General features: G+C 72.9%; 16 protein-coding genes. 8 read left to right on the forward strand and 8 right to left on the reverse strand.

Annotation, left to right across the window (positions count from 1 at the left end; translation table 11 throughout):
• The first annotated feature begins 234 nt into the window (after positions 1-234).
• Positions 235-909, forward strand: a complete 675-nt coding sequence (locus Prubr_RS31215) for a S1 family peptidase (RefSeq protein ID WP_212818582.1) — start codon at positions 235-237, stop codon at positions 907-909.
• Positions 910-983: 74 nt separating this feature from the next.
• Here the strand turns inward: Prubr_RS31215 and Prubr_RS31220 are convergent, their stop codons facing one another.
• On the reverse strand, positions 984-2,117 hold the full coding sequence (locus tag Prubr_RS31220; protein WP_212818584.1) for an FUSC family protein: 1,134 nt from the start codon (positions 2,115-2,117) through the stop codon (positions 984-986).
• A gap of 142 nt (positions 2,118-2,259) precedes the next feature.
• Here Prubr_RS31220 and Prubr_RS31225 point away from each other — a divergent pair, with 142 nt between their 5' ends.
• Positions 2,260-3,441: a cytochrome P450 gene (locus tag Prubr_RS31225; RefSeq protein WP_246567901.1), complete on the forward strand. Its 1,182-nt coding sequence runs from the start codon at positions 2,260-2,262 to the stop codon at positions 3,439-3,441.
• Here the strand turns inward: Prubr_RS31225 and Prubr_RS31230 are convergent.
• Together Prubr_RS31230 and Prubr_RS31235 are read right to left on the reverse strand one after the other, a co-directional pair.
• Positions 3,404-4,612, reverse strand: coding sequence for a glycosyltransferase (locus Prubr_RS31230; protein ID WP_212818588.1), 1,209 nt, complete (start codon positions 4,610-4,612; stop codon positions 3,404-3,406). The two genes, Prubr_RS31225 and Prubr_RS31230, sit on opposite strands and share 38 nt — an antisense overlap.
• A 45-nt stretch (positions 4,613-4,657) precedes the next feature.
• Positions 4,658-5,521 (reverse strand): TauD/TfdA dioxygenase family protein, encoded by an 864-nt coding sequence (locus Prubr_RS31235; protein ID WP_212818590.1) that lies wholly within the window; start codon positions 5,519-5,521, stop codon positions 4,658-4,660.
• Positions 5,522-5,696: 175 nt separating this feature from the next.
• Between Prubr_RS31235 and Prubr_RS31240 the strand changes: the two genes are divergently transcribed.
• The 5 genes from Prubr_RS31240 (at position 5,697) to Prubr_RS31260 (ending at position 10,469) form a co-directional block, all read left to right on the forward strand.
• Positions 5,697-7,226 carry a methyltransferase gene (locus Prubr_RS31240; protein ID WP_212818592.1) on the forward strand — a complete coding sequence of 510 codons (1,530 nt, stop codon included), beginning with the start codon at positions 5,697-5,699 and terminating at the stop codon, positions 7,224-7,226.
• Between the two features lie 5 nt (positions 7,227-7,231).
• Entirely contained in the window at positions 7,232-8,434 is a 1,203-nt protein-coding gene (locus Prubr_RS31245; RefSeq protein ID WP_212818594.1) for a glycosyltransferase, read from the forward strand.
• A 110-nt stretch (positions 8,435-8,544) separates the two neighbouring features.
• Positions 8,545-9,525 carry an AraC-like ligand-binding domain-containing protein gene (locus tag Prubr_RS31250; RefSeq protein ID WP_212818596.1) on the forward strand — a complete coding sequence of 327 codons (981 nt, stop codon included), beginning with the start codon at positions 8,545-8,547 and terminating at the stop codon, positions 9,523-9,525.
• A gap of 101 nt (positions 9,526-9,626) precedes the next feature.
• A complete protein-coding gene (locus Prubr_RS31255; protein ID WP_212818598.1) occupies positions 9,627-10,061 on the forward strand; it encodes a hypothetical protein in 435 nt (144 codons plus the stop codon).
• A 60-nt stretch (positions 10,062-10,121) separates the two neighbouring features.
• Positions 10,122-10,469: an SH3 domain-containing protein gene (locus tag Prubr_RS31260; protein WP_212818600.1), complete on the forward strand. Its 348-nt coding sequence runs from the start codon at positions 10,122-10,124 to the stop codon at positions 10,467-10,469.
• Positions 10,470-10,622: 153 nt separating this feature from the next.
• On the opposite strand, the gene Prubr_RS31265 is transcribed toward Prubr_RS31260, so the two are convergent.
• The 4 genes from Prubr_RS31265 to Prubr_RS31280 all read right to left on the reverse strand — a co-directional run bounded on the left by Prubr_RS31265 (position 10,623) and on the right by Prubr_RS31280 (position 14,058).
• The gene (locus Prubr_RS31265) at positions 10,623-11,615 is read right to left on the reverse strand and encodes a MerR family transcriptional regulator (protein ID WP_212818602.1); all 993 of its coding nucleotides are present in this window, start codon (positions 11,613-11,615) and stop codon (positions 10,623-10,625) included.
• Positions 11,616-11,659: 44 nt separating this feature from the next.
• The gene (locus Prubr_RS38405) at positions 11,660-11,941 is read right to left on the reverse strand and encodes a GNAT family N-acetyltransferase (protein ID WP_212818604.1); all 282 of its coding nucleotides are present in this window, start codon (positions 11,939-11,941) and stop codon (positions 11,660-11,662) included.
• A gap of 227 nt (positions 11,942-12,168) precedes the next feature.
• Entirely contained in the window at positions 12,169-13,155 is a 987-nt protein-coding gene (locus Prubr_RS31275; RefSeq protein WP_212818606.1) for an aldo/keto reductase, read from the reverse strand.
• A gap of 63 nt (positions 13,156-13,218) precedes the next feature.
• Positions 13,219-14,058 carry an aldo/keto reductase gene (locus Prubr_RS31280; RefSeq protein ID WP_212818608.1) on the reverse strand — a complete coding sequence of 280 codons (840 nt, stop codon included), beginning with the start codon at positions 14,056-14,058 and terminating at the stop codon, positions 13,219-13,221.
• A 177-nt stretch (positions 14,059-14,235) separates the two neighbouring features.
• On the opposite strand from Prubr_RS31280, the gene Prubr_RS31285 reads away from it, so the two are divergent.
• Entirely contained in the window at positions 14,236-14,742 is a 507-nt protein-coding gene (locus tag Prubr_RS31285; protein ID WP_212818610.1) for a hypothetical protein, read from the forward strand.
• Positions 14,743-14,790: 48 nt separating this feature from the next.
• On the opposite strand, the gene Prubr_RS38410 is transcribed toward Prubr_RS31285, so the two are convergent.
• Positions 14,791-15,363, reverse strand: coding sequence for a hypothetical protein (locus Prubr_RS38410; RefSeq protein ID WP_425517961.1), 573 nt, complete (start codon positions 15,361-15,363; stop codon positions 14,791-14,793).
• Between the last annotated feature and the right edge of the window lie 7 nt (positions 15,364-15,370).

Genomic DNA, 15,370 nt, shown 5'->3' on the forward strand with positions numbered 1-15,370 from the left:
GTGGGCGGACTCACCACACCGGCACGCAACCCGGGGGCGGCCGGACCGCACCATCCGAAAACAACACTATCGATACTTGTGAATGCCGCAGGCCACTCCTAGCGTGAGGCCTCAAGCCGGCGGCCATCCGTACGCCGGCAGTGAGACCGGCGGCGCGGATCGCACCGATTCCGTCCCGCCGTCGCCCCGACCGCCCCGGAACCCCGGGTGGAATCCCTCGGTAAGGAGCCCGTCTTGCGCATCCGACTGACCCTGGCGATCCTCGCCACCGCACTCACCGGCGCCCTCGTCGCCCCCTCCACCGCGGCCGCCGCGCCCGCGCCGATCATCGGCGGCGGCACCGTCGCCTCGGCCCCGTGGGCCGCGGCGGTGTTCCAGAACGGCTCGTTCGCCTGCTCCGGCTCGCTGATCCACGCGAGCTGGGTGCTCACCGCCCGGCACTGCCTCGGCGGCACGATGTCGGTCCGGGTCGGTAGCGTCTACTACGGCTCCGGCGGCCAGACCCGTTCGGTCTCGGCCACCTACGGCCAGAACGACGTCGCCCTGCTGCGGTTGAGCAGCGCGATCACCAGCCCGTCGGTGGTGACGCTGGCCAACGCGAACCCGCCGGTCGGCTCGACGAACCAGATCTACGGCTGGGGCCGCACCTGCACCAACTGTGCCCCGTCGTCGCAGCTGAAGACCGCCACGGTCGGCGTCACCTCGCTCAGCGCCACCGACGCGTACGGCGGCCCGGCCATCCGCAGCAACCGCGGCAACGGCGTGGCCTGGCAGGGCGACTCCGGCGGCCCGCAGTTCTACAACGGCCAGCAGGTCGGCGTCTGCTCGACCGGCAACGGCAGCACCCTCCAGAACTACGCCTCGGTGGCGGCCAACCGGGCGTGGATCACCGCGATCTCCGGCGTCTGATCCGATCTCCCACCACGCGCCGTGCCGGTCATCCGCACTGGATGGCCGGCACGGCCGCGTGCACGGAGCCGCCGTCAATCGTCCCGGTCGGCGGGACCGCCATCCGGGTCCAGGGCAGCGTGCGCGGCGGGCTCCGCCAGCCCGGAGGCCAGCATCAGGTCGACCGCGACCGAGCGGACCTGCGCCGCGATCGCGGCCGTCGACAGGCCCACCCCGGCGGCGTACACCTCGCCGGCGAGCCGGGCGGCCCGGACCGCGTGCCGACGGCCGTCCACCGACTCCCGCCCCCGGTCCAGGTCCTGGTGCAGCGCACGGACCGCGGCGGCCAACTCGTCGAGCGCCTCGGCCAGCACCGGCGGCCCCGCCTCGCCGGTACGCAGCGCGGCCCGCTGCCGGCGGGCGAGCACCCGCGCGTTGCGTACCGCGTGGTCGAGGTGCGGCGCGGCGGTGACGTACATGCCGAGCGCCGACCGGTCGCCCCAGCGGATCGGTGACACCGCGACCGTCTCGCGGGCGCCGGCCAGCGCGTCGGTCAACTCCTGCAGCAGCGGTTCGGTGGCCCGCAGGCCGGCCAGCGTCGCGTCGGCCGCCGCCGGGTCGGCCTCGCGCAGCGCCCGGCCGGTCGCGGTCAGCGCCTCGGCCAGGGTGTCCAGCACCGGGCCGACCGCCCGGCCGACGGTGGCCAGCGGGTCCCCGGGCAGCAGCAGCGCGTGTACGCCGAACGCCACCGCGCCGCCGATCAGCGCGTCGAGCCACCGGGTGTAGTAGATGCCGCCGGACGGCGGGTAGAGGGTGGCGATCAGCACCGCCGACGCCGCGGCCTGGTTGATCAGCAGGGCACCGCTGCCGAGGAACAGGGCCGCGCCGACGGCCAGACCGACCACCAGCGCCAACTGCAGCGGGCCGGCCCCGAACAGCACGATCAGCAGGTCGCCGACGAAGATGCCGACCGCGACCCCGACCACGAGTTCGACGGTGCGGCGCAGCCGCTGGCCGGCCGAGGCGCCGAGCACCAGCACCGCCGAGATCGGTGCGAAGAACGGCATCTCGTGCCCCATCACGTACTGGGCGAGGAACCAGGCCAGCCCGGCGGCCGACCCGGCCTGGATCACGACCCGGCGGTGCACCCAGACCCGGGCCGCCCGGGTACGCAGCATCTCCGGGGTCGACCAGCGCCGCCCGGCCTTCGTCTCAGCAGCCCCACGCACCCTGACACGCTACGGCCGCAGGCGCCCCGACCAGCACCGACAGCCGGTGTCGACCCGATCACAAACCCGGCCGTACGGGCGCTCCCGCCCGCCGGATCGGAATCGTATGCTTCAATTCCTGGCGGCGCCTCGAGGGGAACCCATGACGATCGGTGAAACGCTGCGCACCTATCCCTTCGAGCCGTTCCACGGCGACCTGCCCGACGAGTTGCTCCGGATGGTGTGGGCCGAACCGGTCAGCCGGGTGGAGCTGCCCGGCGGCCGGCCGGCCTGGCTGGTCGTCGGCTACGACGAGGTGTGCACGGTGCTCGCCGACGCGCGGTTCACCCGGCACGGCGACCCCTACCCCACCGGCGCACCGGACACCGGCGGCGGCTGCCCGGTCCGGGAACTGAGCATGAACGGGCCGGCGCACACCAGCCTGCGCCGGCTGGCCGCCCGGGCGTTCACCGCCCGCCGGGTCGAGGCGTACCGGCCCCGGGTGCAGCAGATCACCGACGAGCTGCTCGACGAGATGGTGGCCGGCGGCAGCCCGGCCGACCTGATCGCCGGGCTGGTCGCGCCGCTGCCGGTCCGGGTCATCTGCGAGGTGCTCGGGGTGCCGCTGGCCGACCGTGACCGGTTCGCCGAGTGGACGGCGGCGATCCTGGCCATCGCCGGGCAGGACTCCCCCGAGGCGGTCCAGGCCGTCGCCGAGCTGCGCGCCTACCTGGCCGGGCGGCTGGCCGCCAAGCGGGAGCACCCCGGCGACGACCTGTTCTCGGCGTGGCTCGCGGCACAGGCCGAGGACGAACTCAGCGACGAGGAGATCGTCGGGCTGGCGGTCGGCGTACTCATCGGCGGGCGGGAGATCAACTCGACCAGCGCCGGCCTGCGCGCCCTGTTCCTGCATCCCGAGCAGCTCGACCGGCTGCGCGCCGACCCGGGGCTGCTGCCGGCCGCGGTCGACGAGATCCTGCGCTGGACGTCGGTCAGCCCGATGTTCCTGCCGCAGACCGCGGTCGCCGACGTGGAACTGGCCGGGCACCTGATCCGGGCCGGCGACACGGTGATGGCCGTGCCGTGGGCCGCGAACCGGCACCCGGACGTCTTCCCCGATCCGGGCGCCTTCGACATCGGGCGCCCCCAGAACCCGCACCTGGCCTTCGGACACGGCCCGCACTTCTGTCTCGGGGCGGCGCTCGGCCGGCTCCAGATCGAGGTGGCGATCGGCACCCTGCTACGCCGCTTCCCGGCGCTGCGGCCGGCGGTCCCGCTGGACGAACTGCCGTGGCGGCAGGAGCGGATCAACTGCGGGATAGCGGAGTTTCCGGTCGCCTGGTGAGGTCGGGCAACACCGACTCGACCGCGTCGGCGGCCCGGTCGACCGATGTCGCCGCGAGCGGGTCGGGCACGGCCGGCGGCGGGTCGTCGATCGCCGCCCGCAGCGCCGCCGCCACCGCGTCGGCGGTCCAGTCCTGCTCCGGCAGCCAGCGGCCGACGCCGTACGCGGCCAGCCGCCGGGCGTTGTCGGGCCGGTCCAGCCCGGCCGCCATCGCCACCTGCGGGGTGCCGGCGGCCAGCGCCCGGCCGAGCGTGCCGATGCCGCCGTGGTGCACCACCGCGGCGGCCCGGGGCATCACGGCTCGGAACGGCAGCCGGGCGAACCGGTGCACCCCGGGCGGCAGCGGATCGGGCACCAGGTCGCCGTGCCGGACCGCGAGCAGCGCGGGCCGCCCGAGCGCGCGGATCGCGTCGACGGCGGTGCGGTAGAAACGGCGTTGCAGCAGCCGCCCGGTACCGCCGGTGACCAGGACCGGCGCCACGTCGCCAGCGAGCAGTTCCCGCGCGCCCGGCGGTACGTCGTCCGGGGCGTCCTCGTCGGCGAGCACGAACCCGGCCAGGTCGGTGCCGGCCGGTGCGGGCGGGCCGGCGGCGTCGAACCAGGCCGGCCACAGCCCGACGTAGCGGCGGGCCGACGACATCCAGCCGGGCCAGTCGGTGACCGGGCCGAGGCCGATCGCGGCGCGGGCGGCGTCGACGCCGTCGGCGAGCACCTGGCGGTAGACGCCGGCGACGCCGGGCAGCGCCATCAGCTGGAACGGCGAGGCGGCCAGGCAGACGGCGGGCGCGTCGAGCGCCTCGGCGGCGGTGAGCACCGACTGCCCGGAGATCGGCGCGCCGACCAGAACCGTCTGTTGTGGACGGTGCAGGCGCAGCATCTCCCGGCACTCCAGCAGCAGCTGGTCGAACAGCCCGGTGCGGTCGAAGTGCCGGCGGAACTGCGCGATGTCGGTCTCGCCGAACTGGCCGGCGGCGTCGGCGAGATAGCGCTCGTACTCCGCGACCGTGTCGACGGCGACGAGGTCGAGCCCGGCGCGGTGCACGGCGGTGCGGTAGTAGGCGTGGGTCAGCACCGTCACGTCGTGGCCGCGGGCGCACAGCGCCCGGCCGACCCGGACGAACGGCAGCACGTCGCCGTCGGTGCCGTGGATCACCATGAGGATCAGCGCCACCGGCGGCCTCCACCCGTCGCGGCGGGCCGCGCCGACCGGCCGTGGTCAGTAGTTCTCAACGGCGTTGACCCGGGCCGGCCAGTACCGCTGGCCGGGCGGCGCCTGGTAGTGCTCCCACCGCGGCTCGCCGCCGGCCGGCGCGTCGCCGAGCACCGTGACCCGCTGCCCCCGACGCGGCTCGTCGTAGTCGTTGACCGCGTAGTGCTGGGTGACCCGGTTGTCCCAGACGGCGACGTCGCCGGGCCGCCAGCGGTAGCGGCAGACGAACTGCGGGCCTTCGGAGAACTCGAAGAGGTACTGCAGCAGCGCGTCGCTCTCGTTGCGGGTGAGCTGCGGGATGTGCGAGGTGAACAGGCGGTTGACGTACAGCGAGCGGCGGCCGGTCTCCGGGTGCACCCGGACCACCGGATGCTCGGCCCGGCTGGCGAAGTCGCTGCCGCCGATGCGGATCGCGTGCACCGCGGTCAGCCCGTCGAGCAGGTCGCGCATCGGCGCCGACAGCCGCTCGTAGACCAGGTACTGGTTGCTCCACATCGTGTCGCCGCCGGTGCTCGGACACTTCACCAGGTGCAGGATCGAGCACAGTGGCGGGTTGGCGTGGAAGGTCATGTCGGTGTGCCAGACGTCGACCTTGCCGCCCCGCTCGGAGTCGATGATGACGATCTCCGGCTGGCCGTCGAGCCGGGGCAGGTAGGGGTGCAGCTCGACCTCGCCGAACCGGCGGCCGAAGTCGACGTGCGCGGCCGGGGTGAGGTCGTCCTGCCCGACGATGAAGATCACCTGGTACGTCAGCAGCAGCCGCTTCAGTTCGGCGAAGACCTCGTCGGTCAGCTCGGTCAGCCGTACCCCGTGGATCTCGGCACCGAGCGCGCCGGAGATCGGCCGTACGTCGAACATCGGTCCAGACATCGCCGCCTCCGAACCCGCAGTGGTGGTGCCGTCCGTGGCCGCATCATTCCACGGCCGGACCGCCGTACGCCAGAGCCCGGCCGGCCGCCCGCGGCGACCTTGACGGCACCGCGCGCAGGCTGGAAGCATCGATCGCAGTTGCTGCCGGCCGCGCGTCCTGTCGCCGCATCCTGCCGTGTTCCAGACGGGAGAGCCCGCGTTGATTAGCCACGCCGTCCTGACCCCGTGCCTGCCCTACGACGACCCGGACGCCGCGCTGCGGTGGCTGGAGCGGGCCTTCGGGTTGGTCCACGCCGGACCCGGCGACGGCCCGGCCCTCGTCACGGCGGGCGGGATCCGGGTGGCCGTCGAAGCGCGCCGGCCGGGCACCCCGCACGTCGCCGTACGGCTGCTGGTCACCACCGACGACGTCGACGAACCGCACCGGCGGGCGGTCGCCGCCGGCGCCCCGGTCGTCGACGGACCCGACGACGCCGGCACGTTCACCGTCGCCGACCCCGGCGGTCACCTGTGGACCTTCACCCGCCCGGCCGGGCCACCGGCGCCGGACGTCGCTCCCCCGACCGACGACGCTCCCCCGGCGCCGGCCGGCGCCCTCCCGGCGGTCCTCGACGGCGACGCGTCGCCGCAGGAACGGCTCGGCCGGCTCACCGACCTGGCCGCCCCGTTCGCCGTCCGGGTCGCGGCGACGCTGCGCCTGGCCGACCTGATCGAGTCGGGCGTCCGCGGCCTCGACGCGCTCGCCGGGCGGGCCGGCGCCGACCCCGACGCCCTCGGCCGGCTGCTGCGCTACCTGGCCCACCGCGGCCTGTTCACCGAACCCGCCCCGGACGAGTTCGCGCTGACCGAGACCGGCCGGCTGCTGCGCGAGTCCGGCCCGGCCGGCCAGCGGAGCTTCCTCGACCTCGAGGAACTTGGCGCCCGGATGGACCTCGCCTACATCGGCCTGCTGCACGCGGTCCGCACCGGCGAGCCGGGATACGCCGCCGTGCACGACCGCAGCCTGTGGGCGGACCTCGACGCCGTCCCGCACTACCGCCGGTTCTTCGACAACCTGATGATGAGCCAGAACCACCTGACCGCGCCGCAGGTCGCCGCACTCTACGACTGGAGCGGCGTCGGCCGCGTCGTCGACGTCGGCGGCGGCAGCGGCGCCCTGCTGGCCGAACTCCTGCGGACCCACGGCCACCTGCGCGGCACGCTGGTCGACCGGCCCGACCCGGCCGGCACGACCGCCCGGCGGCTCGCCGACCAGGGGCTCGCCGAGCGCGCCGAGGTGGTGCCCGGCGACTTCTTCGCCCCGCTGCCGACCGGCGGCGACGTCTACGTGGTCGCCCGCGCGATCACCGACTGGAACGACCGGGACGCCACGGCGATCCTGCGCCGCTGCGCGGAGGCGACCGGTGACGGCGGCCGGGTGCTGATCGTGGAGGTGCTGCCGACCGAGCCGCACGTACCCCACCTGTCCCCGTTCGACCTGCAGATGCTGGCCGTCGTCGGCGGCCGGGAACGGACCCTGGCCGACTTCGAGGCGCTCGTCGCCGCCGCCGGCCTGGCCGTCACCCGGGTCCTGCACGGACGCGGCGGACTGGCGCTGATCGAATGCGCCGCCGTCGCCGGTCCGGCCGCCGACCCGGTGACCGACGCCGGCTCGGCCGCCGCCGACGGCACGGGGGCGGCACCGACGCTGACCCCGGCCGGCTGACCGGCGTGCGGATCCTGCTGACCTGCCAGCCGATCACCTCCCACCTCGTACCGGCCCTGGTCCCGCTGGCCCACGCGGCACTGGCCGCCGGACACCGGGTCGCGGTCGCCACCGCCGCGTCGATGGCGACCGAACTGGCCCGGCACGGCGTGCCGCACCTGCCGCTGCCCCGGGTGCCGGGCCTGGAGCAGCTGCGGACCGACCCGGCCCTCGCCGACGAGTTCGGGCTGCCGAAGGCGCTGATGGCGCCCGGCAGCCGCACCGTCGAGCCGGCCGTCGCCCGGCAGATCGCGCGGGCGTACGCCGGACCGGTCGCCGGACACTTCGCCGCCGACCTGCTCGCGGCGGCACCGACGTTCCGACCCGACGTGATCGTGCGCGAGCCGGCCGAGTTCGGCGGCTACCTCGCCGCCGAACGGCTCGGCATTCCCCATGCCACCGTCGACATCGCCCCGTACGCGCTGACCGAGCTGCCGGTCGTGCACCACGCCGTCGACGCGCAGCGGATGGTGCTCGGCCTGCCACCGGTCGACGACCCCTGGCATCCACACCGCTATCTGCTCGCCGCCCTGCTGCCGCCCCGCTGGTATCCGCCCGAACTGCGGCTGCCGACCACCCGGCACTACCGGGTGCCTGTACCCGAGGAGGAGCCGGCACCGGCCGGCGGACCTGGCGGAGATCCGGACCGGCCGCTGGTGCTGGCCAGCCTGGGATCGCTCGCCCTGACCCTGCCCGGGATGGCCGACCTGCTGCCGGTCATCGTGCGGGCGTTGGGCGCCCTGCCGTGCCGCGCCGTGGTCACCCTAGGCGGCCAGGCACAGCTTGCCGCCACGATCGGGCCGGTCCCGGACAACGTACGGGTCGAGCCGTACGTGGCCCAGGCGGAACTGCTCGCCCGGTGCGACCTGTTCGTCACCCACGCCGGCTACAGCGCGATCCGGGAGGCGGTGGCCGCCGGGGTGCCGATGGTGACGCTGCCGGTCGTCGCCGACCAGCCCGCGAACGCCGCCCGGGTCGCCGAACTCGGCCTCGGCCGGACGCTGCCGATCAAGAACCTGACGGCCGACGCGGTCGTGCGGGCCTGCGCCGCCGTCCTCGCCGATCCCGGCTACGGCACGCGGGTCGCCGCCCTGCGCAAGGAGTTGCGGGACTCCCCCGACCTCACCCACCTGGTCGACGACCTGACCACTCTGGAGCCCTGCCCGTAACCCGGGTGGACAGGGCCGGCTCCACGGCACGGCGGGCGGGGGTGGGCCGACCACGGTGCCGTCGGGATAAATTGGATGGGCTCGCCCGGGTTGAGCATTATGGTTGGTCGATGGACGTTGTCAGCACTGCCGACGTCTCGCCGGACGACCGGTTCGCCTTCTGGCGCGAGGTCAGCGCGAAACTCTGGGTACCGTACGACCTGGCCCGGGAACGTCAGGCGGAAGCCGGATTCGAGGCGCGGGTCGGCATCAGCGAGTTCGGCCCGGTGCAGGTGACCCTGATGACGACGATGGCGCACTCGGTGCGCCGCACGCCCCGGCTGATCCGGCAGGCCGACCCGGAAGTGTTCAAGGTGAGCTGCATGGTCAGCGGCAGCGGCACGCTGACGCAGGACGGCAGGCGCGCCGACTTCGGCGCCGGGGATCTCGTGCTCTACGACACCTCGCGTCCGTACCTGGCGCAACTCCGGCCGGACGATTCGACGAGCCGGATGCTGCTCCTGCGTTTCCCCCGGACTCTGCTGCCGTTTCCTCCCCGGGAACTGCGTGAACTGAGCGCCGTCCGCATTCCCGGCGCCCGCGGCATCGGCGCGTTGTCGTCGCGTTTCCTGCTGCAGCTCGCCGACCAGATGGACGAACTGACCCCGGCCGAGACCGCGCGGCTGGCCACCCTGACGCTCGACGTGCTGATCACGGCATTGGCCGACGCGCTGGACACCCGGAAGGTCATCCCCGCGGACACCCACCACCGGGCGCTGACCGCCCGTATCCACGCCTTCATCCGCGATCATCTCGGTGACCCGGACCTGACCCCGAACGTGATCGCCGCGGCACACCACATCTCCGTGCGCTATCTCCACAAGCTGTTCCGGCAGGAGGAGCACACCGTCGCCGGCTGGATCCGCGAACAGCGCCTCGAGCGGTGCCGACGCGACCTCGCCGAACCCCGGTTCGCCGCCCGTACGATCAACGCGATCGCCGCCCGGTCGGGATTCACCAGCGCCGCGCACTTCAGCCAGGCGTTCCGCGCCCGTTACGGCCAATCGCCCACCGAGTTCCGCCGGCAGCTCCCGACCGTGCACGGAGACTAAACACCCGTGCACCCGGCCACAACGACAGGCGTGGATGCGACGGGCAGTCTCGTCTCAGGAAGTCGGTTGATCCGAACCGACAGCACCGAGAAGGGAGAATCATGCGCACCTGGGCAGGGAAACCCTGCCGGGCCACCGCCGTGGCCCTGGTCCTCGCCCTGCTGCCGATCATGTCCGGCCCGGCGCAGGCCGCCGACGTGGCCTACAACCGGAAGAGCCAACACCTGACCGCCACGCCGAACAGCGGGATGCCGATCGCACTGGTCAGCCGCGAGATCACGCTCGCGGACGGCACCTACGGCTGGTGGAACTTCCCCACCTCGGCACCATGCCAGACCTACACCGGCCGCATCCTGCCCGGCACGTACACCTGGACGGATCAGCTCTGGCCCGGAATCCCCAGCGCCGGAACCTACCGGCACCACAGCTACCTCACCGAGGAGAACGGCGGCTGGTCGTACCACATCCAATGTGACTTCCAGCTGTCCGCCACCGGTTCGTACACCTGGGGCAGCGGCCTCGATCCCCACTTCTGACACCGCGTCCACCGGCACGGCCGAGCCCACAGTTCCGTCACATCACCAAGGGAGATCCACATGAGACTCGTACGAGTTTCGATCGCCGCCATCATGTTGGGCAGCGCCGCCGTCCTGGCGGTCGCCGCTCCGGCCCAAGCGTCCTGCCCGCAGGGAATCGCCAGCTTCGAGCCGCAGGTCAACGGCACGTTCGCCGGGACCGGCATCAACATCCGCACCGGGCCCGGCGCCGACTGCACCTCACGCGGCCATGGCCAGCCCGGTCAGACCGCGACGTTCCGCTGCTGGACGATCGGGCACGACGGCCTCCGCTGGACCTATCTGCACAACCGCGCAACCGGCGTGTCGGGTTGGTCCCGCAGCGACCTGCTCTCCGGGGGAGGCGCTTCGGCCTCGTGCGGCATCTGAGCCGCGGCCGCGCACCGGCATCGGATCCAAGGCCGTCCAAGACCCGTCGCATCCCGCCGCGGACCCGCGACAGCAAACCCGAACCACACGGCGTGACGTCCCGAAGCCGTCCTGAGGGCCGCGAGTTCCAGTCCTCGGGTCCCGCGCCGCTCATCAGCGAGGCGGCAGGACGGACGCGCGCAGTGCCGCCGCCAGCCACTCGTACGGGAACCGCTCCGGCGGCACGTTGTTCACGGCGGTGACCAGCGCCATGTACCGGTCGAACGGTCCCTGCGGCTCCGGCGGCGTGCGGTCCCACTCCGCGCCCGCCAGCATGTGGTCGGCCGTCTGGATCCGGAACTCGGGCGTGTCCGGCATCCCGGGGCTGTCCGGTGTCGCGAAGATGCCGGACAGCCACCCGATCCACCGGTCGGCGATCTCCCGTCCCCGCGGCGAGTCCGGCGGCACCCGCTCCCGCGCCGCGTCCATCGCCGCCTGGCCGATCGGCGTGGCCGCCTCCAGGGTGTCCAGCATCGGCGACGAGGTCATCAGCGGCCCGGCCCCGGTCGTGCACACCTCGTACAGCTCACGGCGCACGGCCTGCCGGACCTCGGTGTCCCGGACCAGTTCGGCCAGTTCGATCCACGCCTCCAGTTGGGCCGCGGTGGGATGTTGGGGCAGCTCCGGCCGGGCCGCCCGCCACCACTGGACCATCCGCTCCGGCGGCTCCCAGCCGGTGGTGACCTCGGTCCAGAACTCGTCGATCAGCCGGTCGCGCTCCTCGTCCGACATACCGACCAGCTTGTGCATCAGCGTGACCTGCTCCGCCGTGGAGTCCTGCCGCAGGATGGCCGACAGTACCGCGCGACGGCTGCGCAGCCGTGCCTCCTGCCGCGCCAGCAGGGCCAGGTGGGTGGCGGCCAGGTCGCGCAGCGTCGCCTCGCCGGCCAGCACCCGCCGGATCTCGTCCAGGCCGGCGTCGAGTTCCCGGAGCGTCCGGACCAGTTCCAGGCGGGCGATGGCCGACACGTCGTACAGGCGGTGACCGGCCGGGCTGGTGGCGGCCGGCGTGACGACACCGGCGTCCGCGTAATAACGGACGGCGCTGACGCTCAGGCCGGTCCGCCGGGCGACATCCCCGATGGCGTACAGCTCGTTCATGTCCACGACCCCCACTATGCGATCTCAAGCGGCTTGAGATGCAAGATGAATCAGGGGACGGCCAGTCGAAAGACCTGCCGGGAACCGCCTTGCGGACCGGGGTCGACGGCCTCGGCAGGGGCGAAACCAAGGCGCTCGTAGAAGACGCGTGCACCACTGACGGTGGCACCAGGGTGATCGGCCCCGAAGGTGACCACCTCAACGACGCCTGGACCGTGCACGAACCTGCGCATCGCCTCCGCCATCAGCGCACGCCCGACGCCCTTCCCCCGCGACCGCTCGGATACGACAAGCCAGTGGACGTGGTAGGTCGGGGCCTTCGCCGCGAACAACAGCCCGCCCAGGAGATCCGGCCCGAGGAGGCAGCGACGATCGCCGTGGACCGACGAATGTTCTTGCGCACAGCGTCATGGAAGCCGAGATCCTCGACCATTGGGCCGAACCAGCACTCGACCTGGGCCGCCAGGCCAAGGAAGCCATGGAAGTCCTGCGCTCCGGCAAGTCTGACGAACACCCGAACAGTCTGCCAGGAACGAGGCAAACCCGGCCCGATGCGGCACTAACGTCCGACCAGGGACATGTGGTGCTCGTTGTACCGGTTGCCCTGTACGCCGATCCGCGCCGCCAGCTCGTCGAGGTCCGCGAGTTCGTCGGCGGACAGCGGTACGGCGGTGGCGGCGGTGTTCTCCTCGACGCGTTCCAGGCGGCGGGTGCCGGGGATGGGCACGATCCACGGATGCTGGGCCAGCAGCCAGGCGAGGGCGATCTGTCCGGGTGTGGCGTCCTTCGCATGGGCCAGGCCGCTGATGTGCGCGACCAGGGCCTGGTTGGCCGTACGGTTGTCGGTGCTGAACCGGGGGATGGTCGCGCGGATGTCGCCGGCGGTGAACTCGGTCGTGGTGGTGACGGTGCCGGTGAGGAAGCCCTTGCCGAGCGGGCTGAACGGCACGAATCCGATGCCCAGCTCGGCGCAGGTGGGCAGCACCTGCGGTTCGGGATCGCGGGTCCACAGCGAGTACTCGCTCTGCACGGCGGTCACGGGGTGCACACCGTGGGCGCGGCGGATCGTGGCCGCGGCGGCTTCCGAGAGCCCGAAGTGGCGCACCTTGCCGGCCCGGACGAGCTCGCCGACAGCGCCGGCAACTTCCTCGATCGGCACCTCAGGATCGACGCGGTGCTGGTAGAACAGGTCGATTGTGTCGACCCGCAGCCGGCGCAGGGACGCGTCGGCGACCCGCCTGATCTGCTCGGGGCGGCTGTCGAGCCCCACCGGCCGGCCGTCCTCGATCCGCCATCCGAACTTGGTGGCGATCACGACCTGGTCGCGCAGTGGTGCGAGGGCCTCCCCGACGAGTTCTTCGTTGACATGGGGGCCGTAGACCTCGGCGGTGTCGAAGAAGGTGACCCCGCGCTCGACCGCACCGCGGAGCACTTCGATCATGGCGTCGCGGTCGCCGGGGTTGGGTCCGTAGCTCTGGGACATGCCCATGGCTCCCAGGCCGATGGCCGAGACCCGTAGGCCCTGGCCGAGAATCCGGTCATGCATTGATACCTCCGTGGTTACGTGCCCCTGCATGTCCGGTCCTGAGGGAGAACCTCACGAAGGACGTCAGGCGAGTTCGGGAAGCCGGTCGAGGCGGTCACGGTGGACCGGGGTCAGGTGCAGACGTTCCGCGGCCATGTTCTCCTCCAGGTGGTCGATCCTGGTGGTACCCGGGATCGGAAGGATCACCGGCGAGTGGCCGAGAAGCCAGGCAAGCGCGACCTGGGTGGGGGTGGCGCCGAGTTCGGCGGCCACGGCCGCGATCTCGTCCCTGGCTCCCGACGTTCCGGCCGCGACCGGTCGCCACGGCAGGAACGCGATCCCGGCCGCCGCGCAGGCCATGAGTACGGGCTCGTGCTCGCGGTCGAGGACGTTGTAGCGATTCTGCACACTCACGATGTCGACGATCTCGCGCGCCTGGTCCAGCTCGGAGACGGTGACCTCGGACAGCCCGATCCGGCCGATCTTGCCGGCGGTCCGCAGGTCGCGCAGCGTGCCGAGCTGATCGGCGAGGGGCGTCTCCGGGTCGATGCGATGCAACTGGAGCAGTTCGATCCGCTCGACGCGCAGTCGACGTAGTGCCTGCTCGACCTGGTCGCGCAGGACGGCCGGCCGCCCGTCGAGCTTCCACTCGCCGCCGGGCCCCGTCCGCGCGACGCCGACCTTGGTGGTGACGAGCAGTCCCTCCGGGTACGGGTAAAGGGCCTCGGCAATAAGTTCCTCGTTGGCGCCGCCGCCGTACAAGTGTGCGGTGTCGACCAGGGTGACGCCCAGTTCGACGGCACGCCGGACGACCGCGACAGAGTTCTCACGGTCGGGCCCCGGCCCGGTCGGCAGCTGCATGGCCCCGAACCCGAGCCTGCGTACGCCCAGATCCCCGCCGATAGCGAACATGGCCGAGGTCATGCCGTCTCGCTCCCCTCGATCGGCGGCCGACGGTCCGCACCGTCCACGCCGCAGCCCGACATCATCCTTCCAGTACCGCCGCCTGACACTAGTCACCGGTTGTCACCGGAGGTGAACTCTGGAAGGGTTTTCGGGGGCGAGCAGGGGGACACGTTGCCCGCGAATGGGGAGTTTCGGTTGCAGCATCCTGGGAGCGGCGGCACCGTATCCGCCCGGCGGCTGCGACTCGGTCCCGGGCTCCGGATTCTGGTCGCGGCACTGGCAGCCGCCGCGTGCGCGAGTTGCTCCTCCGGCCCGGCCAGTGTCTCGACGGCCGCGACGAGCCCCACCCTGCTGGTGCATGATGTGCGCGGCAGCAAGAGCACCGCCGGGATCACCGGCTATCTCCGCCATCTCAGCGACGCGGACTGCTTCGTCCTGGAATCCGACCTTGGAGCCGACGTCCTGGCCCGCCAGGTGGCCGTATGGCCGCCGGGCACCAGGGTCTGGCGCAGCGACGGACAGGTGGCCGGGGTCGACGTGCCCGGCGCAGGGCGGATTCCGGTCGACGGTCGGGTCGTCGGCGGCGGTGGCTACGCCAACGCAACCAACGGCTTCGCCAGGAACCTGCCCGACGTGTCACCGGAGTGCCTCTCCAGCGGCGGTGAATTCGTGTTGATCCACGAGATCGCCGAGGCCACCTGACAACACCGCGATCAGCCCCCGGCACGCCGCCGGTCCGGGGTGCCCGGATCAGTAGGACGCTCCGCCCGCCGGGGCCGGGGCGGGCAGCAGCCCGGAGCCGGCCGTGGTGGGCGGCGCCGGCCGCACGGGCAGCGCCGCACGCGTGAGCGCGGGCCGCCGTGCGAGGGTCGCCAGGTGGTCGGCGAGGATCGGACCGATCTCGGTGATCGCGTCCGGCCGCATCATCCGCTCGTGCCGGCAGGCGATGTCCCGGTTGTCGATGCGGCCGTCGACGTACGGCAGCCAGGTGTCGACGGTCTGCAGCAGTTCGGGCCGGGTCAGCGTCGCGGAGAAGAACAGCAGGTCGCCGTGGAACCGGTCGGGAGTGAAGGCGCGGACGGCCGCGAGGTTGTTGGTGGTCACCTCGAGCAGCGCGGCGATGCCCTCGTCGGACCAGTCGACCAGGGCGCCGCCGGCGGCCCGGATGATGGTCAGCACCCGGTCCAGGTCGAGCGGGCCGCCGTCGAGCAGGGCGGGGTCGTAGCCGAAGTCGGCGAGGACGACGTTGAGGATCCGGCGCCGTTCGACGTCGGCGGCGACCGGGCTGTGCAGGTGCGGGTCGGGCGGGTACGCGTCGAGCACCGCCAGC

Origin of the sequence: Polymorphospora rubra (assembly GCF_018324255.1) — a bacterium.
Classification (GTDB): Bacteria; Actinomycetota; Actinomycetes; order Mycobacteriales; family Micromonosporaceae; genus Polymorphospora; species Polymorphospora rubra.